Origin of the sequence: Burkholderia sp. PAMC 26561, assembly GCF_001557535.2 — a bacterium.
Taxonomy (GTDB): domain Bacteria; phylum Pseudomonadota; class Gammaproteobacteria; order Burkholderiales; family Burkholderiaceae; genus Caballeronia.
Window position 1 is genome coordinate 2,000,789 of the sequence record NZ_CP014306.1, and the last position, 20,666, is coordinate 2,021,454.

Below are 20,666 nucleotides of genomic sequence, written 5' to 3' on the forward strand. Positions count from 1 at the left end.
ATCGTGTGCCTATTAAAACTCGGCATTTACTATTGATTCATTAATTCATATGAAGAATAAAAAAGATTGATAAGATATCGACGTCAATCAAACGGTTGACATTTCAAATCATGTTAATTGCGCGTATTTAATATGCGCGGTAAGGATTGAAAGCTTAGAGAGTCGTTTGAATGGGCGAAGAACCATCGAACCACGCCTTTATGTTCTCGAGCGTCGTGTTTGCAATCTCGCTCAGGGCTTCATGCGTAAAGAACGCCTGATGAGAAGTAACGATCACATTTGGAAACGAGAGTAAGCGCGCAAGCACATCATCCTGGAGAAGATGATTCGAATGGTCCTCGAAGAAGAGTCCGCTTTCTTCTTCATAGACATCCAGACCGAGATGGCCTAGCTGGCCGCTTTTTAGCGCATCGACAAGTGCGCTGCTGTCAATCAGTCCGCCGCGGCCTGTATTGATGAGCATTGCGCCGTGTTTCATTTGCCCAAGCGCGGCTGCGTCGATCAAGTGATATGTCGAAGGCAGGAGAGGGCAATGCAGGCTGATAATATCGGATTGAGCCAGCAGCGCTTCAAGCGCCAGATACTGCGCTCCGACTGCAACCAGGTCCTGTGCGGGCGGTCCTGGATCGTGTGCCAGCAAAGTCATGCCGAAACCCGCCATGATTTTGCCGAACACACGTCCAATGACTCCTGTGCCGATAATCCCGAGCGTTTTGCCGTGCAGGTCGAAACCCAGCAGGCCGTTGAGCGAGAAATCACCGTCGCGGGTACGTGCATAAGCGCGATGCAGCTTGCGATTAAGCGTGAGGATCAAACCAACTGCGTGCTCGGCAACCGCGTGCGGTGAATAGGCAGGAACGCGGACCACGCCGATTCCGAGCCGCTTTGCGGCGGCCAGATCGACGTGGTTGAAGCCGGCCGAGCGCAGCGCCACAAGTTGAGTGCCGCCGTCGCGAAGCGTCTCCAGGACAGCTTCGTCGACGACGTCGTTCACAAATGGGCATACCACGTTGCAACCATGCGCGAGAACCGCCGTCTGCGCGTTGAGTTGCGATTCCTGAAACTGCAGGGCGTAGCCGAAAGCCGCGTTTGCCTCAGTGAAGACATCGCGATCGTATTGACGGCTGCTGAAGACGATCATTGAGATCGGCATCGAGTTGGCACCCCGTTGTCACGCAAACGTTTTAGTTAGCGATGGCACTCGCTGGATGGGCCATTGAAAGCCGGGCCAGGACACTGTCCGGAGCCTGCGGCACGCCGACTTCTCCACCAGGACCCATATGCTCGAGCGTGTAGTCGATAAAAGCACGCGTCTTCGCTGGCAGATACTGACGTCCAGGATAAACGATCGACACCTTGACATCGGGGTCGTCGATTGCGTAATCGCCGAGCACGCGCACCAGCGATCCGTCCTCCAGATCCTTGGCTACGACGCCTTCCGGAAGGATCGAGATACCCATGTGCGCAAGCGTTCCGAGCCGCACCATCAGCGCGCTGTTGACCGTATAAACGGGCGCGAGCGTGACCTGGTCGGCACTGCCGTTGCTGCGATGCCGGAAGTGCCAGGTGGCGCTGCGCATCTCGCTCGGCAACGCCACGAACGAATGATGCAGCAGGTCGGCAGGTTGGCTGGGCGAGCCGTGCTCCTCGAGGTAAGCGGGCGTGGCGACCGGGATCAGCGTATTGGTCGCGACCGGGCGTTCGACAAGCGCCGTGCTCGACACCATGAATGCAGTCACGATACCCACGTCGAAGCCGTCTTCGACCAGATCGACGTGACGCTCCGAGAGCGTAAGACGGACATTCACTTTCGGATAGACCTGCCGGAATCCGTCGATCAGCGGCGTAAGGGCCATTAACGAAAGCGATCCCGAAGCCACCACGCGCAGCGTGCCGCTGGGATCGCCCTCCGTATGGGCGACCATCGATTCCAGATGGTCGAGTTCCTCCAGTAGTGCACGGCACCCCTCGAGATAACGGGTACCGGCCTCTGTCAGTGAGAGGTTGCGAGTCGTTCGATTGATCAGCCGCGTACGCAAATGCGCTTCGAGCATCGCAATCGCCCGAGTGACAAGAGCGTTCGATACATCCAGTTGCTGCGCGGCCCGTCTGAAGCTTTCTGTTTCCGAGACTCGCACGAAAACCCGCATTGCATGAATCTGATTCATAACCCTTACCTCTCAGTGTCCTAAATAACGATGAACTGCTTCGCATATCACCCATGCGAGCAGCGTTTTTTGATTTTCGGTATCGATCAACCGCATTGACACCTGTGCGGAATTGCAATATCTACTTTATTTCTTGTTTGCATTCCGCATTAACGTAAGACTTTCATATTTGCGGAGTCATTGCAATGAAAAATTACACTTAAGTGCTTTTTGGAATGGATCGTCAGATTTATGCATATTTTTGTTTCGCGGGCTGGACAGCGCTGATCAGTTTCTTGCAGTGCATTAAACGAAGAGTGGTTATTTTTGATCGAAACAATTGCTTAAGGCAGACAGTTGCTGGTTTCTGAACACGCGGAATGAGGTAAAACCGGCTCACGTTCCGTACTAAGTTCAGCTTCTCGCGCAGTCACAAGAAGAGGCCCGTGTGACAATAAAAATCTTTTGAATCGGGCATGCCCAGCTTGACAGGCTGCACGGACGCAGACGGCTCACTTAAAACTGTTTTAACCTGAAGGCGATAAAAATATTTAATCAAATCCTTAATTCGAATGACGAGCCTTCTTTAATCGTTGCAAATCGATATTCAATCGAGGCGATAATTTCATGATATGGAACTTATTGGCGCGGCAACCCGAAATTGCTTTATTTGCCAGCTTGGCAATCGGGTTTTTCATCGGTTCTTTCAAGTTGGGCCCCATTCAGTTGGGAGGCGTGTGCGGAACGCTGATCGTTGCATTGATCCTGGGCCAGAGCGGCGCGCGGCTTTCGCCGGAACTGAAAAACATTGCTTTTGCACTGTTCATATTTGCGCTGGGTTTCACCGGCGGCCCGCAGTTCTTCGCCAACGTAGGGCGGGGCTGGCGTTACGGGCTTCTGTCGATTGTAGAAATTGTCGTCGTGCTTGGACTGGTGCTCGGCGCCGTTGCGCTGTTCAAACTGGATCGAGGGACAGCGGCCGGCCTCCTCGCGGGCGCGGCGACAGAATCCGCCGTGGTCGGCACGGCGTCCGAAGCCATTGGCAAACTCGCCTTGCCGTCTGCAGAGATCGCGCGGTTGCAGGCCAACATCGTCACTGCGTATAGCGTGAGTTACCTGTTCGGGCTTGTCACCATCGTCCTGTTCACAAGCCAGGTTGCGCCGCTGATCCTGCGCGTGAATTTGCGCGATGAAGCCGAGCGCCTCTGGCGTACGCTCGGCGGCGACAGCGCGCTCGGGGAAGGGCAGCGGCTCGCGGCGCCGTCGCTCGTGGCCCGTGAAGTGCGTGTGACGGGCGCGGCGCAGATGCGCGTGGATGCGCTGGAACAGCGCTTCAGCAATGAGATCACGGTGGGGCGTGTCGTGCGCGGCCGCTCCACAGTCAAGGCACAGCCGGGTCTTGTCCTGAAGCGCGACGACCGCATTGTGATCGGCGGACGTCGCGCAGTGCTGCTCGAAGCACTGCCGTCGATAGGCGAGGAGGTGTCGGGTAGCGATGTCGCCGATGTCTACGCCGAGACGCTTGACGTGATGCTTACCCGGCGCGAAGTGCATGGGTTGACCGTGGCGCAAGTGCGCGCCCGCGCAACTCCCGCCGACGGCCACGGCGTCTACATCTCCGCCGTCACGCGGCTCGACAGCACGATCCCGGCGCTGCCCGGAACGGAGTTGCATCGTGGGGACGTGCTGACGTTGATCGGCGCATCCGAAGACGTCCGGCGCGGTGCGGCGAAGCTGGGTTACATCGTGCGCGCGACGCTGAAGACGGACTTCGTGTTCCTCGGCATTGGCGTGATCCTCGGGATTCTTATTGGCCATCTCAGCGCGCGGATGGGCGATATACAGATCACCCTCGGCACGGGCGGCGGGTGTCTTCTGTCAGGTCTGCTGTTCGGCTGGATTCGTTCGCGCTTCCCGGTGATCGGCTCCCTGCCTTCGGCCGCCGCGCAAGTGCTGAAGGATTTCGGGTTGTGCACGTTTATCGCCGCTGTAGGACTCGGCGCGGGCGCCGATGCAATCCGCCTCATCCGTGAATACGGTATCGCCTTGCCTCTCGCGGGCGTTGTCATCACCCTCGGGCCGGCGCTGGTATCGCTCGCGATCGGGCGATGGCTGCTCAAACTAGAGGTTCCCATGCTGCTTGGCGCAATAGCGGGCCAGCAATGCAGCACTCCTGCAATCAGCGCACTGGTTGGGGTGACGGGCAACGCAACACCTGTTATTGGTTACACCATCACGTATGCGTTGTCGAACGTGCTGCTGCCGCTGATGGGTCCGTTGGTTGTCGGGCTCGCAGGCAAGCTGGGATAGCGTTTTAAAAAGCACAACAAACGCGTAACGAAACGCGCTGAGCAGTCAAGGTCGGACGGGAACACAATCTAGCGAGGGCACCATGGAATGGATACACCAGATTTTCACGAAGTCTCCGGAAATAGCGTTGTTCCTGTCGCTCGCGGTGGGGTACTTCATTGGCCAGATCAACTTCGGGAAGTTCCAGCTTGGCGGAGTAGGCGGGTCCTTGCTGGCCGCGGTGGTCATCAGCCAGTTCGGCGTGCAGATCGATAACGGCGTCAAGTCCGTCATGTTCGCCATCTTCATCTACGCAGTCGGTTACGACTCCGGTCCGCAGTTTTTCAACTCCTTGTCGCGCAAGACGCTGCGTGAAATCGCAATGGCGGTTTTCCTCGCGGTTTCAGCTCTTGTCACCGTGCTGATCTGCGCCAAGCTCTTCGGGTTGAACAAGGGCATTGCCGCCGGGCTGGCCGGCGGCGCACTCACGCAATCCGCGATCATTGGTACAGCGGGCGACGCCATCGCGCGTCTCGGCTTGCCCGTCGCCGAGACCAAGTCCTTGCAGTCCGATGTCGCCATTGCCTACGCCGTGACCTATGTGTTCGGGTCGCTCGGCGCGATCATCGTATGCGTGAACATCTTGCCGAAGTTCATGGGACAAGGCCTGAGGGAGGCGGCCGTTGAAGCCGAGAAGAGCCTGCTTGGCAGCACCGTCGCGCATGGTCCGGGGCAGACAGCGGCCTTGCCGGAGCTGGTCGGCCGCGCTTACCGGATTACCGGCGGCAACGCGGCGGGCGCCGCGCTCGGGTCAAATGGCGCTGCAGGACGGACGGTCGCCGAGATCGAGCTGGCTGGCGCGGACATGATCACCATCGAGCGCATCAGGCGCGCAGGCAAGGCGCTGGAACCTCGTCCGGACGTGATGCTGCAAGCCGACGACGTCGTGCTTGTGGTCGGACGCCGCGAGGTGATGGTCGCAACCGCGCCGGACATTGGCGAGGAGGTAGCGGATACGGATGGCATCAGCGTCGTGATGCAGAACCGGCAAGGCGTCTTCACGCGCAAGGGCATGAATCACATGACGATCGCCGCGATGCGCACGACCGTGGATCGCGATCTGCGTCACGGCGTTTTTGTGCAGGAGATCAGGCGTGCCGACCAGCCGTTGCCGATCCTGCCCGAAACCAAGCTCGAACATGGCGACGTGATCACCTTCTATGGGTCGCCGCAGGACACAAAACGCGCCGTCGATGCCGCCGGTTACGAACTCCCGGTCACGAACAAGACCGACTTCATCTACATGGGCGTGGGCATTGTCCTGGGCTTGCTGATCGGCCTGATCGTGGTGACCGTTGGCGGCGTGCCGCTGACGCTCGGTTCAGGCGGCGGTTGCCTGCTCGCCGGCCTCCTGTTCGGCTGGATGCGCGGCAAGCATCCCATGTACGGCGTGATGCCATCGGCGGCGTCGCAATTGATGAAGGATTTCGGGCTCGCCGCGTTTGTGGCTGCGGTCGGTTTGAACTCGGGATTGCAAGCTGTAGTGACGGTGAAGCAAAGCGGCATGACGATCTTCCTGCTCGGAGTGGTCGTCACGGTAGTGCCGCTCATCCTCACCATGATTTTCGGCCGCTACGTCCTCAAGTACAACAACGCCGCGCTGCTGGCGGGCGCGCTGACCGGATCGCGCAGCGCGAACCCGGCATTTGGCGCGCTGCTCGACAAGACGGAAAGCGCGGTTCCTACCGTGCCGTTCGCGATCACGTATGCGCTGGCGAATGTCTTGCTGACACTGCTGGGACCGCTGTTGGTGGGCCTGGTCTGATCATTGAAAAGGACGCGTGTCGCCCGATGAAAAACGCGAGGGGCACGCATCCGTTTAGTGAAATGTTGAACTGCTACGCTCATCCGCAGCCCAATGAGACTTCAAGACTGAGCGAGGCTTCCGATGACTTCACCGCACAAAACCGTCCATCTGCCGTCCGGCGAACAGATCTCCGCACTGGGTCAGGGAACATGGGAGATGGGCGAAAACGCGCGTAAGCGCAGCGAGGAGATCAAGGCGCTGCAGGCGGGCGTCGACCTGGGACTGACGCTTATCGATACCGCCGAGATGTATGGCGATGGCGACAGTGAAAAACTCATCGCCGAAGCGCTGGGCGCTCGACGCAACGAGTTGTTCATTGTCAGCAAGGTCTATCCGCATAACGGCAGCGAAGCGGGCGTGAAGGCCGCTTGTGAGCGTAGTCTGAAGCGTTTGCAAACCGATCGTATTGATCTGTATTTGCTGCACTGGCGCGGCGGCGAAGATATCGAAGGTGTGATCGCCGGGTTCGAAAGTCTCAAGGCTGCCGGCAAGATCCGTCATTGGGGCGTCAGCAATTTCGACACCGACGACATGATCGAATTGTTCGCGCTTGAAAACGGCAACCAGTGCGCCACCAATCAGATCCTGTACAACGTGGCGCGCCGCGGTCCGGAGTTCGATCTGCTGCCCTGGATGCGCGAACGGAACATGCCTGCGATGGCCTATAGCCCGGTCGATCATTCGCGCTTGCCCAAGCAAAGCGTGCTGAACGATATCGCCGGCGCACGCGGCGTTTCACCGACGCAAATCGCGCTCGCGTGGGTTCTGCAGCAACCGCAAGTCATTGCAATACCAAAGGCGTCCACCGTTGCGCATGTCACGGAAAATGCGGCAGCGCGCGATATCGACTTGTCGGCGCAAGAGCTGGCGCAAATCGATGCACACTTCAAACCGCCAAAGTCAAAGCGCTCGCTTGAAATGCTTTAAACCACCTACATGCAGGCGTGATGCGAGTGCACCGAGCCGAGGACGGCAACCTCGGCGGGCGTGCGTCTGAGTGCGGCTTCATCGACTTGCTTGGCATCGGCAAGAAACTCATCCACTAGCGTGGACACCGGCGTATTGCTCAGGCACAGCGACACGTTCTGCGTCTCGTTGGGGTTCAATTGCGAACGCTGCCCGAGGAACAACACGCCGTATTGATACCCGCGAACAATGCCGCGCACCGCGCCAATGCATTGTCCTTGCGCGGCGTTATCGCTTTTTTGCGCGCATTCCTGCGCGAGGGTGTACGCGGAAAAGCTGGGGTCGACTGCCGGGGCCTGGGGCGCAGCTTGCTGGGCCTGGGCAAGGGAGACGGCGCCGAACGTCGTGACTATAGCAAGCGCAAAGGCCGCTGAGATGTTTCGCTTCATGTTGTATCCCTCATGTCGGACATTGAACTCGATATGAGGCGACGCGCGACGATTGGTTCCATCAACGTGATTCCGGCTCACTCTACCTTCTGCAATTGCCTCAGCTCTTCCAGCGGAATATGACATCGAATCCGATGTCCATTCGCAGCATCCGCATACGGCGGTTCCCGCTGCTCGCAAATTGCGCCGATCTTCCTTGGACAACGCGTATGGAATACGCAGCCCGATGGCGGATTCGCCGCGCTCGGCAATTCGCCCGATAACCGGATGCGCTCCCGCGCCGCGCCCGCTCCATCGAGCGCCGGCACCGATGACAACAGCGCCTCCGTATAAGGATGATGCGGGCCATCGAAGACATCGGCGGCGCGGCCGATTTCCATCAGCCGTCCGAGATACAGCACGGCGATACGGTCCGACAGATACCGCACGACGTGCAGATCGTGCGAGATGAAAACGTAGCTCACGCCGCGTTCGCGCTGCAGGTCTGCGAGCAGGTTCAGGATGGCGGCTTGCACGGAGACATCGAGTGCGGAGGTGGGTTCATCGCACACGACTACGCGCGGATCGCCCGCAAACGCACGCGCAATCGCAACGCGCTGCTTCAACCCGCCCGACAACTGCTGGGTGCGCGAACTCAGATAACGTTCGGGCAAACGGACGGCCGCAGTGAGCGACTGCAAACGCGCCTCTTTCGCGGCGCCGCGCAACGCGCCCAGTTTGGACAACGACCGCGCGATCAGCCGCCGCACCGAATGCGCGCGATTCAACGCCGAGTCCGGATTCTGGAACACGATCTGCAGCGACTTCACTTGTTCGTCGTTGCGGCTCGTGACGCGCGGCGGGAGCGTTGCGCCATCGAGTTCAATGGATCCGCCCGCGTCCGGAGACAACAGTCCGAGCAAGAGCTTCGCGAGCGTCGTTTTACCGCTGCCTGATTCCCCTACGAGACCGAGCGTTTCGCCAAGCGCAAGTTCCATCGACACATCGTGGACCGCGCGTATGGATTCCCCGCCGGCATGAAACGTCTTCGACAAACCCACCGCCCGCAGCGCAATCGCCGTTTCATCACGTTGCGGACGCTCGCCCAAGACCTCGGGCGTGGCGCGCGGCAACTCGGTCGCGCGTTCGTGGTAGTGGCATCGCGACATCTGATCGCCGAACGCCGCCTGAACGCGATAAGGCGGCGGCGCTTCACGATGACACCGGTCATCGGCGAGCTTGCAGCGTTGCGCGTAGATGCAACCCTGCGTCACGGTTCCCGGCAGCGGCAGCGAGCCGGGAATGGTATCGAGGCGGCCCGTGTCCTTGCTTCGCCCGGTGGTCGGCAGGCAGCGCAAAAGCCCGACCGTGTAAGGATGCCGGGGCTTCGCAAACACATCGCGCGTGGCGCCTTCTTCGACCAGTTTCCCCGCGTACAACACGCCGACGCGGTCGCACATGCGCCCGATCACCGCGAGGTTGTGGCTGATGAACAGCACCGCCGTGCCGAGTTCTTTGCGCAGTTGCGCAATCAGGTCGAGCACTTCGGCTTCGACGGTTGCGTCGAGGCCGGTCGTGGGTTCATCGAGGATCAGCAGTTCCGGGTTGCACGCCAGCGCCATTGCGATCACCACGCGCTGCTGCATGCCGCCCGACAACTGATGCGGGTAGCTCTCCATCACGCGCTCGGGCGACGAGATGCGCACGCGCCGCAAGATATCGATGGTGCGCTCCAGCGCCTCGCTAACCGACGAACCCGCCAGTTCGAACGCCTCCGACACCTGCCGCGCAATCGTCAGCGACGGATTCAGCGCGCGCCCCGGGTCCTGGTACACCATGGAAACCGCATTCGCGCGCATGTGCCGCAAAGCGTCGGCGTTCATCGACGAAATGTCGTGCCCTGCGATAGAAATCTTGCCCGCTTTCACGCGGCCGTTGCGCGGCAGGTAACGCAGCACGGCGAGCGCGGCAGTGGACTTCCCGCAGCCCGATTCGCCGACGAGCCCGTACGCCTCGCCACGTTTCACTCGCAGCGAGATGTCCTGCAGGATCTCGCGATCACGTCCGCGCGTGCGATACGCGACCGTCAGGCCGACGATGGTCAGCGCATCGGTTTCGGCGCTCTTCGATCCATCGAAGATAGGGAAAGCGGATGGAGGCGGGCCGTTCATCGGTCGAGCACTCCCTGTATGCCGTCTGCAACCAGATTGACGCCCACGACCAGCGAGGCGATCGCGGCGGCATCGAAGACGACCGTCCACCACGCGCCGCCTGCCATCAGCGTGTAGCACTCGGAGAGCGCAAGACCCCAGTCTGCCGATGGCGGTTGAATACCGAAGCCGAGAAACGACAGCGTCGCGACCGAGAAGATTGCGTAGCCGAGCCGCACAGTCGTCTCCACGATGATCGGCTGCAGCACGTTCGGCAGGATTTCCGCGAACATGATGTAGAACGCATTTTCGCCGCGAAGCTGGGCCGCGAGCACGTAGTCGAGATTGCGCTCGGCGAACACGGCGGCGCGCACGGTGCGCGCGGTGATCGGTGTGAACGTGATGCCGATCACGAGGATCACGGTCAGGTTGCTCGCGCCCACGGCAGCGAGCGCGAGCAGCGCGACGATCACGAGCGGCAGCGCGAGGACCGCGTCGATCAGACGGCCTACGACGTTGTCCACCCAGCCATCGAAATAACCGACGATCAAGCCGACGGCCGTTCCCGCGACCGTGCCGAGCAGCGTCGCCAAGGGCGCAATGGTGAGAATGTCCCGCGCGCCGACGATCACGCGGGCGAAGACATCGCGGCCGAGCTGATCGGTGCCGAACCAGTGCGTACCGTCGGGCGGCGTGAGGGAATTCAGCGGATCGGACGCGTAGGGATCTTGCGGCACGACCCAATGCCCGCCGATTGCGCACGCGACCCAGAACAGCAGGATCAGCGCGCCGACCAGGAATGTGGGCGAACGCAAGAGTGCTTTGGTGCGCTCGTACTTGGGTGCTGTATATGACGGTGCGGCGGTGGCAGTGCTCATTGCGCATTCCTCACCCGCAAGCGCGGATTCAGCACCACGTACAACCCGTCGGCGATCAGATTGGCCGTCGTATAGATCACGCCGATGGTCAGCACGCCCGCTTCGAGCATCGGGAAGTCCTTGCCCTTCGCGGCGTTGTAGATCAGCGAGCCGATGCCCTGGTAATGGAACAGCGTCTCCACGACGACCAGGCCGCCGATCATGTAGCCGAGTTGCGTCGCGGCCACCGTGACGGTCGGCAGCAGCGCATTGCGCAACACGTGCCGCATGATCACCACGCGGCGCGGCAAGCCCTTGAGGATCGCGGTGCGGGTGTAGTCGGCATCGAGTGCTTCCACGGTTCCCGCACGCGCCATCCGGGCGATATACCCGAAGAACACGAGCACGAGCGGCAACACGGGCAGGATCAGATGCTGCAATTGAACCAGCACGTTCGACCCGGGCGGATACGTCGCTTCGATTGGCAGCCATTGCAGCCAGATGCCGAACACGAGAATCAGCACAATCGACGATACGAACTCAGGCACGACCGTCGCCGACAACCCCGTGATGCTGATCGTCCGGTCGATCCAGCGGCCCTCGTGCAGCGCGGCGTACACGCCGCCGGCAATTCCCAGAGGCACCACGACGATAAACGCCAGCGCCCCGAGTTTCGCCGAGTTGAGCAGCGCAGCGCCGATGAAAGGCGCAACCGGCGCGCGATACGAATACGACTCGCCCATGTCGCCGCGAAGGAAATGGCCTATCCACGCGGCGTACTGCGTGAGCAACGGCCGGTCGACACCGAGTTGATGGTTGAGCGCAGCGACTGCGCGTGCGTCGGCGAGAGGGCCGAGGATTGCACGGCCGACATCGCCGGGAAGCAACTGGCCGCCCGCGAATACGATCACGGAAAGCAGCCACAGCGTGATTGCCGCCAGAAACAGCCGCACGCCGATAAACCGCGCAATGCGTAGTGCGCTGCCGTATTCACCGCGTGGCTTTGCAGCAGGTGCCGAAGTAGAGGCGGTGTTCATGACTCAGGGCGTCCTCGGATCAACGGCTAGGCGCCGATGGTCGCGCGTTCGAAATACAACTGCGAAATGGCGTTGAAGCGCACGCCTTTCACGTTCGCCCGCGTGACGATCAACTGGTCGTAGAAGTACGGAATGACGACCGGGGTTTCGTCGAGCAGGAGCGTCTGAATCTGCCCCGACAGCTTTTTTTGCGATGCGACGTCGAGCGCCGCCACGAAATCCGCGACCAGCTTGTCGTACTGCGGGTTCTTGAAGTGCGCCGCGTTCCACGTGCCTTCGCTGGTAAGCGGCGCATTCAGGAACACATTGGGCACCCCGCGATGTCCGTAATCCGTGATGCCGAGCGGCGAATCGAGCCAGTCCGATTTGCCATACGTTCCCGCGCCGTAATACAACTCCTGGCTCTCGACCTTCAATGTGATCTTGATGCCGATCGCCTTCGCCGCGTTCTGGATCACCACCGCGAGGTCGGGAATCTCCATGTACTTTTCGGTGGTGAGGGTGACATCGAAACCATTCGGCACGCCGGCGGCCGCGAGCAACTGCTTGGCTTTCGCCAAGTCCATCTTGCGTTGCGGCACGCTCAGATCGCTCGATGGAAACACCGGCGAGAACGGACTGTCGTTCCCAAGCGCGGCGTGCCCCTTGAACAGACCCTTCACGATCACTTCGCGATTCACCGCGAGGGCCAGCGCCTGACGCACGCGTTTGTCCTTGAAAGGACCGGTGTCGGTGCGCATGTGCATCTGTCGATGCGCGCTCGACTTCACGCCCAGCACCTTGAACTCGGGGTTCGTCATCATGCTCAGGCCGCCCTGGACGGTAAAGTCGCCCATCACGTCGGCCTGGCGTCCCTGCAGCGCGAGGAGTTCGGATTGTTCATCGGCGTAGAAGGAGAACTTGATGCGCTCCGGCAACGCCTTTTCGCCCCAATAATCGGGGTTCCGCACGAACGATGCACCCACCTTCGGCGTGTAGGACTCGAATTTGAACGGGCCCGTGCCGGGAAACGACTTCTCGTAGGTGCCGCTGAAATTCGCCGGCAGGATCACGGCGTTGTAGGTATCGGACGAAACGTAATACGGGAAATTGCCGTTCGGCGCATCGAGATGAAACTCGACCGTCATGTCGTCAGTGGCCTTCACCGACCCCTTCGACAACACGCCCTTCAGCACCGACAAAGCCGCCGAACCGCTGCCCGGATCGGCCAGACGGTTGAAGGTCGCGGCGACGTCCTTGGCGGTCATCGACTGGCCGTCGTGGAATTTGACGTTCGGGCGCAGCTTGAACGTCCACACATCGCCCTTCGCGTTGGGTTTCCACGAAAGCGCGAGAGAAGGGCGCAGGACGAGCGCTTGGCCGTCGTCGTCGATCAGGAATTCGCCCGTCTGGTTGATCAGTGCGAGGCCGGCCGGATCGGTCACGGTCAGCGGATCGACCTGACCCGACGGTGTCAGATGCGCCACGCGGATCGTCGCGCCGGGTTTCCCGGCAGGCGCCTGGGCGCGTGCCGAAGGCATGCCGAGCAAGCCTCCCGCTGCCAACGCCGCCGTCGACAAACCCAGCAGGCTTGCGTGCCTGAGCAACTCGCGCCGCGAGAGCCGGCCGGCCTTGAATTCATCGATGGCATGGTTGCCCAGTTCTCCCGTTGAGTTGCGCGCTGCGTCGAGCGTGGAATCGGAGAAAAAGGGCGTGGTGACGGTTTTCTTCATCGGGCTGTCCGGTTCTGGGTTCGGTTGTTGTTCTTGACTCGACGACACTGCGCACGCCGGCGCGGCTCAAAGCAGCTTTCCGGCGCACATCCAGTTTAGCGGAGCAAATTACGTTCCGTTTCCGGCCCGCGTTTCGCTCGGCATTATTTTCGCCCTGGAAGAGGGTTATCCAAGCGCTATCTATCAGTGCTGATGCGGATGTTTGTGGATCGGATCGACCCAAAACACTTCTTCGGGCTGCTCCACGGCATCGATGTTCAGGTTCACCACGACCGCCTCGTTGTCGCTGCGCACGAGGACGCATTCGAGTGGTTCATCGGTCAGCGCGTTGATCTCCTGATGCGGCACGTAAGGCGGCACGAAGATGAAATCGCCCGGGCCGGCCTCGGCCGTGAATTCCAGGTGATTGCCCCATTTCATGCGCGCCTGTCCGCGCACCACGTAGATCACGCTTTCGAGGGCTCCGTGATGATGCGCCCCGGTCTTGGCATTCGGATGGATCGTGACCGTGCCGGCCCAGATCTTCTGCGCGCCGACGCGCGCGGCATTGATCGCAGCCGCGCGGTTCATGCCGGGCGTCTGGGCCGTGTTGGTATCGAGCTGATCGCCCTTGATGACCTTGACGCCGTTCTCGCGCCAGTCGGTGTGATCGTGGTCATGTTGCTGTTCGTCGCTCATTCTGTCTCCCGCTGGCCGATGGATAAACGCATGAAAAAGTCCGCTGCCACCGGCAAAAAACAGCCGACTTCAGCGGACTTCAGCAAACTTCGCTTTGAATCTAGCTCTGCATCAAGCTCCAAACTCGACGATGTTTACTTCGACTTCGAATTAACGATGGCTTCCGCGACGTTGTTCGGCGTCTCGGAGTAATGCTTGAACTCCATCGTGTAGGTCGCGCGGCCTTGAGTCAGCGAGCGCAGCGTCGTTGAATAGCCGAACATTTCCGCGAGCGGCACTTCGGCGCGAACCAGCTTGCCGCCGCCACCGGCAATGTCCTCCATCCCCTGAACGATGCCGCGCCGTGACGACAAATCGCCCATCACGTTGCCCATGAAGTCCTCGGGCGTTTCCACCTCCACGGCCATCATCGGTTCGAGCAGCACCGGCTTGGCTTTGCGCATGCCGTCCTTGAACGCCATCGATCCAGCCATGCGGAACGCGTTTTCGTTCGAGTCGACGTCGTGGTACGAGCCGAAAGTCAGCGTCACCTTGACGTCGACGACCGGATAACCCGCCAGCACACCCGCCTTCAGCGTTTCCTGGACGCCCTTGTCCACGGCCGGAATGTATTCGCGCGGAACCACGCCGCCCTTGATGGCATCGACAAATTCATAGCCGGTACCCGGTTTTTGCGGTTCCAGCTTCAGCACCACATGACCGTACTGACCGCGGCCGCCCGACTGCTTGACGAACTTGCCTTCTATATCTTCAACCGGAATGCGAATGGTCTCGCGATACGCCACCTGCGGCTTGCCGACGGTCGCTTCAACGCCAAACTCCCGGCGCATCCGGTCGACAAGAATTTCCAGGTGCAGCTCGCCCATGCCGGAAATGATCGTCTGGCCGGATTCCTCGTCGGTCTGCACGCGGAACGAGGGATCTTCCTGCGCGAGCCGGTTCAACGCGATACCCATCTTTTCCTGGTCGGGCTTCGTCTTCGGCTCGACGGCCTGGGAGATCACCGGTTCCGGGAAGATCATGCGTTCCAGAATGATCGGATGAGCGGGGTCGCACAGCGTGTCGCCGGTCGTCGCTTCTTTTAAACCCACGGCCGCGGCGATATCGCCTGCGCGCACTTCCTTGATTTCCTGACGCTCGTTCGCATGCATCTGGAGAATCCGGCCGAGTCGCTCTTTCTTCTCCTTGATGGCGTTGTAGACGGTATCGCCGGAATTCACGACGCCCGAATACACGCGGAAAAAGATCAACTGGCCCACGAAAGGATCCGTCATGATCTTGAACGCGAGCGCAGAGAACGGGTCTTCGTCAGTCGGATGACGTTCCGCTTCCTTGTCGTACTCGTCCACGCCCATGATGGCGGGCACGTCCGCCGGCGACGGCAGATAGTCGATCACCGCGTCGAGCATCGCCTGCACGCCCTTGTTCTTGAACGCGCTGCCGCAGAACATTGGCACGATCTCGCTGCGCAGCGTCCGTGACCGGATGGCCGCCTTGATCTCGTCTTCGCTGATTTCCTCACCGCCGATGTACTTGTCCATCAGCGCTTCGTTGGCGTCCGCGGCCGCTTCGATCATCTTCTCGCGCCATTCCTCGGCGGTTGCGAGCAGGTTCTCAGGGATTTCCTGATACTCGAACAGCACGCCCTGACTGGCTTCGTCCCAAATGATCGCCTTCATCTTGACCAGGTCGATCACGCCCTGGAAATGATCTTCGGCGCCCACGGGGATTTGCATCGGCACGGCGACGCCTTTCAGGCGCTCGCCAATCTGACGCTGCACGCGGAAGAAGTCGGCGCCCACGCGGTCCATCTTGTTCACGAACGCAATGCGCGGAACCTTGTATTTATTGGCCTGGCGCCATACGGTTTCGGATTGCGGCTGCACGCCACCGACCGAGTCGTAGACCATACAGGCGCCGTCGAGCACGCGCATAGACCGTTCCACTTCGATGGTGAAGTCGACGTGTCCGGGTGTATCGATGATGTTGATACGATGTTCAGGGTAATTCCCGGCCATGCCTTTCCAGAAGGCCGTGGTGGCGGCAGAGGTGATGGTGATGCCGCGCTCCTGTTCCTGCTCCATCCAGTCCATCGTCGCCGCGCCGTTGTGAACCTCACCAATTTTGTGATTCACGCCAGTGTAGAAAAGAATGCGTTCGGTGGTCGTGGTCTTGCCGGCATCGATATGAGCGCTGATACCAATATTCCGATAGCGGTCGATGGGAGTCTTGCGGGGCACTTGAACCTCCTGTTGATTGGATGGAGCTTTTTGTTGCCGAACCGGCCGAATGCTGAAAATGGCGGTTTGGCGGCTCCGGAGCGAAGCGCTATGCGTGTTTCGCTGGTTTATCAGGATAGCGCGTCGAGGCTCTCTTTGCAGGAATCTTGCCAGCCCGCCAAAAACGGCGAATAAGTGCGCTGGAGGCGCCTCGCGCGTCCCACAACGCAAAAAGCCGGCGCGCGCCCGAAAGCGACAGCCGGCTCCAAAGTCATTTACGGGCGCGGCCGGGGATTCCAGGCGCCGGAGTGCGTTACTGCACGGGCGGCAATCCCTCGATCTTCATTCCAGGCTTGATTCCCTTTGCGGTGAACCAGCCCTTGCTCATCTCAAGCGCGTACACGCCGTTGTTGCGTGGGCAATGGTTGTTCTCCGTCTCGGCCTGCATTTCATCGATATCCGTCACCGTGCCGTCCTCGCGAATAAAAGCAATCGACAGCGGGATCAACGTGTTTTTCATCCAGAAGCAATGCACGGCACGTTCGTTGAACACGAACAGCATGCCTTCGTTGGGCGCGAGCTTCGTGCGATACATCAGGCCTTGCTCGCGATCGGCGTCGGATGAAGCAATGGCGGCGTCGATCACATACATGCCGGCCGTGAGCTTGGTGTGCGGAAAGTCTCCGGGTTGCTTGGCGCCCGGCGGCATTTGCTGCGCGTGTGCGCCAAGCGAAATGAGCGGCATGGCAACCACGACGAGCGCACGGCGAACCAGACGGCCAAGGTTGAACGACGGGATTGAGCGGGGGGACATCGATGAAGACCACGAAAGACGCACGGCGAAACTCCTCACGGGATAAAGCCGGTAGACTGAATGATCCGGCATGACTGGCGCATGTTACTTGAGCACGTGCAAAAAGAAAAAGGCAGAACCTCTGAAGGTGTCTGCCTTTAATGTCGCGTGAGCGACAGCACTACTTGGTATTAGCGTCGCGTTGCCGCGATCTATGACCAATTGATGCGACTTACTCCGACGCGGCCGAAGCTGCAGCAGCCGAAGCTGCCTTCTTGTGCGTAGCCTTCTTGTGGGTCGACTTCTTGTGTGCCGACTTGTGAGCGGTCGAAGCAGCTGCAGGAGCCGATGCTTCCGGTGCCGAAGCTTGTGCGAATGCAGCCGTTGCGAACAGGCCAGCGACGAGAGCAGCGATCAGTTTGTTCATGTTGTGAATCCTCAGCTTTAGTTTGATTTAACCTTATGACCCGGTCGATGGAGTCATGTCGGTAAACGAGCCATCCACCTTTTGGTTGACAGGGGTCTCGAACAAAAATGTCGATCCCGCTGCGAGCACTTGAACCTTACGTAAAGCCTTCATAAAAGGGTTGTTCGTTGCAGTTCTTCGCTAATGCCGGATGGCGTTTTAAGGCATCTGCTGCGAATAACGCCGCATGCGGTGAGTCGGTTGACGTGAGTTTTTATGGGATAACGCAAGGCGGTCAGCAGAAGATCGTTTGGAAGCCGAAATTAATTCGTAATGTGGTGCGCGCGATGCAACACTCAAACGGGCATCAATTAAACGATGCCGTTCCAGGGCGCACGAGCGGGCAGGTTCATTGATGCGCCGGGTGCGAGGCCGAGGCCGAAGACATCGAGCGCGCCTATGCCGGTGCGCACCAGCCGCAAAGTCGGATACCCGACGGCCGCCGTCATGCGGCGTACTTGCCGGTTTCGCCCTTCAGTAATCGATAACTCGATCCACGTCGTCGGGATGGCGGCGCGGTATCGAATGGGCGGGGTGCGCGGCCAAAGCGCTTCCACCGACTCGACCAACTTCACCTTGCATGGGCGCGTGACGAAATCTCCCAGATCGACGCCTGCGGCCAGCCGTTCGAGCGCGGCGGCATCGGGCGCGCCTTCGACTTGCGCCCAATATCGTTTCACGAGTTTGTGACGCGGTTCTGAAATGCGCGCCTGAAGCGCGCCGTCGTCGGTGAGCAGGAGCAGGCCTTCGCTGTCGGTATCGAGCCGGCCCGCGGGGTACACGCCGGGCGTGTCGATCCATTCAGCAAGCGACGGATGTTTCTCGTGCGCTGAAAACTGGCAGATCGTGCCGAACGGTTTATTGAGCGCAATCAGCGGCATGGCGTCTGGTGCAGTGTCGGTGCGGTAAATGGCGAATGCCGGCATCTTAATGCACCAACATCACGGAACCGGCATACGCGCCATCCGGGCGGACGCTTCATACCGTGGGCTAGAATAGCCTTCGAAGCCGTATCGAACGTGCGCCGGCCTTGGCTGCAAGGCTGGCGACATTGTCTGGCTACCTCTTTTTTTGCCACCGATTTCCGTGCATTTCCTTATCTAATAGTCCAGTTTGAATTGGAGTCGCTCATGCCGTATCAGCACATCGTGGTTCCGACGGAGGGTGAGAAGATCACCGTCAACGCCGATTACACCCTCAATGTCTCCGACCAGCCGATCATTCCGTTTATTGAAGGCGACGGCACGGGCGTGGACATCACACCGGTGATGATCAAGGTCGTCGACGCAGCCGTGGAAAAAGCGTACGGCGGCAAGAAGAAGATTCACTGGATGGAAATCTTCGCCGGGGAGAAGGCGACCAGGGTTTACGGCCCTGACGTCTGGCTGCCCGACGAAACGCTGGACGTGCTGAAGGAATATGTCGTTTCGATCAAGGGACCGCTCACCACGCCGGTGGGCGGCGGTATCCGGTCGCTCAACGTCGCGCTGCGCCAGCAACTCGACTTGTACGTCTGCCTGCGCCCGGTCCAGTACTTCAAGGGCGTACCGTCGCCGGTGCGCGAGCCGGAGAAGACCAACATGGTCATTTTCCGCGAGAACTCCGAGGACATCTACGCCGGTATTGAATGGCCGGCGGAGTCCGAAGGCGCGAAGAAGATCATCAAGTTCCTGCAGGAAGAGATGGGCGTGAAAAAGATCAGGTTTCCGGAGACATCGGGTATCGGGATCAAGCCGGTGTCGCGTGAAGGCACGGAGCGCCTGGTTCGCAAGGCAATCCAGTACGCACTCGACAACAACCGCAGTTCGGTCACGCTCGTGCACAAGGGCAACATCATGAAGTTCACGGAAGGCGCATTCCGTGACTTTGGCTACGCGCTCGCGCAAAAGGAGTTCGCGGCCGAGCTGATCGATGGCGGCCCGTGGATGAAGATCAAGAACCCGAAGGGTAATGACGTTGTATTGAAGGACGTGATCGCGGACGCCTTCTTGCAGCAGATCCTGTTGCGTCCCGCCGAATACGATGTGATCGCCACGCTCAACCTGAACGGTGACTACGTTTCCGACGCTCTGGCGGCGCAAGTTGGCGGAATCGGCATTGCGCCGGGCGCGAACATGTCGGATTCGGTCGCCATGTTCGAAGCTACACATGGCACGGCGCCGAAGTACGCGGGCAAGGATTACGTGAATCCTGGCTCGGAGATTCTTTCGGCGGAAATGATGCTGCGCCATATGGGCTGGATCGAAGCCGCCGACATCATCATCAAGTCGATGGAAGCATCGATCCTGCAAAAACGCGTCACCTATGACTTCGCACGCCAGATGGAAGGCGCGACTCAAGTGTCGTGTTCAGGGTTCGGGCAGGTGCTGGTCGAGAATATGTAGGCGTGCAACTGGACATGTAGTAAATGGCTGAGGCCCCGATGCAACCGAAAGGCATCTGGGCTTTTTTCGTCCGTTTCCCGTCCCAAAACAAAAAAACCCGGCTCGCAGCCGGGTTTCGAGGACTGTGCGCTTTTCGAACGGTCAGGCAGATTCCTGGATGTTCGATGCCTGTTTGCCCTTTGGTCCCTGGACAATCTCGAAGCTGACCTTCTGGCCCTCCTTGAGCGTCTTGAAACCATTCATCTGTATCGCCGAGAAATGTGCAAACAGATCTTCGCCGCCTTCATCGGGCGTGATGAATCCGTAGCCTTTCGCGTCGTTGAACCATTTGACCGTACCTGTTGACATCACGTCCCCTCTTACTCTCGTCGCTACCACGAGCACGCTCGAAAAGCTTGACGACCCACTATGTGAGCCGCCCCCTCCTCACAAGCTCACCTCGGCCTTTCTTCACCTGAAACGCTTCGGAAAAAAGTGCCAATTTGATTGTTTAATCTCTTAAATCAGGTGTCAAGAAAATTTTGAGATGGCCGTAAAGCCGTTGTAAATGCCTCATTTCAAGGGTTTTTCCCGCTTTGCGCGTATCCCGCCGCACAAGCACGCCATCTTGAAAAGTCGCATAATCGACGCACATGCAGTACAGGCAGGAAGCGGCACGAGACGTGCGCAATGTTGGCGGGCCGTATCGCTTGTACGAGCCGCAGCAAAGTCGTCCAGGAAGTGACCAGGGCAG

17 protein-coding genes are annotated in these 20,666 nt (G+C 59.7%); 4 read left to right on the plus strand and 13 right to left on the minus strand.

Translation table 11 applies throughout. The features are described 5' to 3' along the window. Window positions 1-154: 154 nt before the first annotated feature. Together AXG89_RS09280 and AXG89_RS09285 are read right to left on the minus strand one after the other, a co-directional pair. Window positions 155-1,147 (minus strand): 2-hydroxyacid dehydrogenase, encoded by a 993-nt coding sequence (locus AXG89_RS09280; RefSeq protein ID WP_062170472.1) that lies wholly within the window; start codon window positions 1,145-1,147, stop codon window positions 155-157. A gap of 37 nt (window positions 1,148-1,184) precedes the next feature. Next, window positions 1,185-2,168 carry a LysR family transcriptional regulator gene (locus AXG89_RS09285; protein WP_061998695.1) on the minus strand — a complete coding sequence of 328 codons (984 nt, stop codon included), beginning with the start codon at window positions 2,166-2,168 and terminating at the stop codon, window positions 1,185-1,187. A gap of 606 nt (window positions 2,169-2,774) precedes the next feature. On the opposite strand from AXG89_RS09285, the gene aspT (AXG89_RS09290) reads away from it, so the two are divergent. The 3 genes from aspT (AXG89_RS09290) (at window position 2,775) to AXG89_RS09300 (ending at window position 7,230) form a co-directional block, all read left to right on the plus strand. Next, window positions 2,775-4,457 carry an aspartate-alanine antiporter gene (gene aspT, locus AXG89_RS09290; protein WP_062169388.1) on the plus strand — a complete coding sequence of 561 codons (1,683 nt, stop codon included), beginning with the start codon at window positions 2,775-2,777 and terminating at the stop codon, window positions 4,455-4,457. Window positions 4,458-4,539: 82 nt separating this feature from the next. Next, window positions 4,540-6,261 carry an aspartate-alanine antiporter gene (gene aspT / locus AXG89_RS09295; protein WP_062169390.1) on the plus strand — a complete coding sequence of 574 codons (1,722 nt, stop codon included), beginning with the start codon at window positions 4,540-4,542 and terminating at the stop codon, window positions 6,259-6,261. Window positions 6,262-6,384: 123 nt separating this feature from the next. Next, window positions 6,385-7,230 carry an aldo/keto reductase gene (locus tag AXG89_RS09300; RefSeq protein WP_062169392.1) on the plus strand — a complete coding sequence of 282 codons (846 nt, stop codon included), beginning with the start codon at window positions 6,385-6,387 and terminating at the stop codon, window positions 7,228-7,230. A 5-nt stretch (window positions 7,231-7,235) separates the two neighbouring features. Here the strand turns inward: AXG89_RS09300 and AXG89_RS09305 are convergent, their stop codons facing one another. The 10 genes from AXG89_RS09305 to AXG89_RS09350 all read right to left on the minus strand — a co-directional run bounded on the left by AXG89_RS09305 (window position 7,236) and on the right by AXG89_RS09350 (window position 18,430). Continuing rightward, window positions 7,236-7,658: a hypothetical protein gene (locus AXG89_RS09305; RefSeq protein WP_062169394.1), complete on the minus strand. Its 423-nt coding sequence runs from the start codon at window positions 7,656-7,658 to the stop codon at window positions 7,236-7,238. Window positions 7,659-7,735: 77 nt separating this feature from the next. After that, window positions 7,736-9,808, minus strand: coding sequence for an ABC transporter ATP-binding protein (locus AXG89_RS09310; RefSeq protein ID WP_062169396.1), 2,073 nt, complete (start codon window positions 9,806-9,808; stop codon window positions 7,736-7,738). Continuing rightward, entirely contained in the window at window positions 9,805-10,665 is an 861-nt protein-coding gene (locus tag AXG89_RS09315) for an ABC transporter permease (protein ID WP_062169398.1), read from the minus strand. Before AXG89_RS09315 ends, AXG89_RS09310 begins: the two co-directional genes overlap by 4 nt. Further along, a complete protein-coding gene (locus AXG89_RS09320) occupies window positions 10,662-11,681 on the minus strand; it encodes an ABC transporter permease (protein WP_061998702.1) in 1,020 nt (339 codons plus the stop codon). Before AXG89_RS09320 ends, AXG89_RS09315 begins: the two co-directional genes overlap by 4 nt. Before the next feature lie 26 nt (window positions 11,682-11,707). Beyond that, complete coding sequence (locus tag AXG89_RS09325) at window positions 11,708-13,393, minus strand: ABC transporter substrate-binding protein (RefSeq protein WP_062169400.1); 1,686 nt, start codon at window positions 13,391-13,393, stop codon at window positions 11,708-11,710. 183 nt (window positions 13,394-13,576) lie between these two features. Further along, window positions 13,577-14,071 (minus strand): cupin domain-containing protein, encoded by a 495-nt coding sequence (locus AXG89_RS09330; protein WP_061998704.1) that lies wholly within the window; start codon window positions 14,069-14,071, stop codon window positions 13,577-13,579. Window positions 14,072-14,205: 134 nt separating this feature from the next. Then, window positions 14,206-16,311 carry an elongation factor G gene (fusA, locus tag AXG89_RS09335; RefSeq protein ID WP_061998705.1) on the minus strand — a complete coding sequence of 702 codons (2,106 nt, stop codon included), beginning with the start codon at window positions 16,309-16,311 and terminating at the stop codon, window positions 14,206-14,208. Window positions 16,312-16,603: 292 nt separating this feature from the next. Further along, window positions 16,604-17,104: a DUF192 domain-containing protein gene (locus tag AXG89_RS09340; RefSeq protein WP_062170474.1), complete on the minus strand. Its 501-nt coding sequence runs from the start codon at window positions 17,102-17,104 to the stop codon at window positions 16,604-16,606. A 211-nt stretch (window positions 17,105-17,315) separates the two neighbouring features. Beyond that, window positions 17,316-17,510, minus strand: a complete 195-nt coding sequence (locus tag AXG89_RS09345) for a hypothetical protein (RefSeq protein WP_061998706.1) — start codon at window positions 17,508-17,510, stop codon at window positions 17,316-17,318. Window positions 17,511-17,860: 350 nt separating this feature from the next. Continuing rightward, complete coding sequence (locus AXG89_RS09350) at window positions 17,861-18,430, minus strand: pseudouridine synthase (RefSeq protein WP_062170476.1); 570 nt, start codon at window positions 18,428-18,430, stop codon at window positions 17,861-17,863. 249 nt (window positions 18,431-18,679) lie between these two features. On the opposite strand from AXG89_RS09350, the gene icd reads away from it, so the two are divergent. After that, window positions 18,680-19,933, plus strand: coding sequence for an NADP-dependent isocitrate dehydrogenase (icd, locus tag AXG89_RS09355; protein ID WP_061998707.1), 1,254 nt, complete (start codon window positions 18,680-18,682; stop codon window positions 19,931-19,933). Window positions 19,934-20,074: 141 nt separating this feature from the next. On the opposite strand, the gene AXG89_RS09360 is transcribed toward icd, so the two are convergent. Continuing rightward, window positions 20,075-20,281, minus strand: coding sequence for a cold-shock protein (locus AXG89_RS09360; protein WP_035497884.1), 207 nt, complete (start codon window positions 20,279-20,281; stop codon window positions 20,075-20,077). Window positions 20,282-20,666 lie beyond the last annotated feature (385 nt).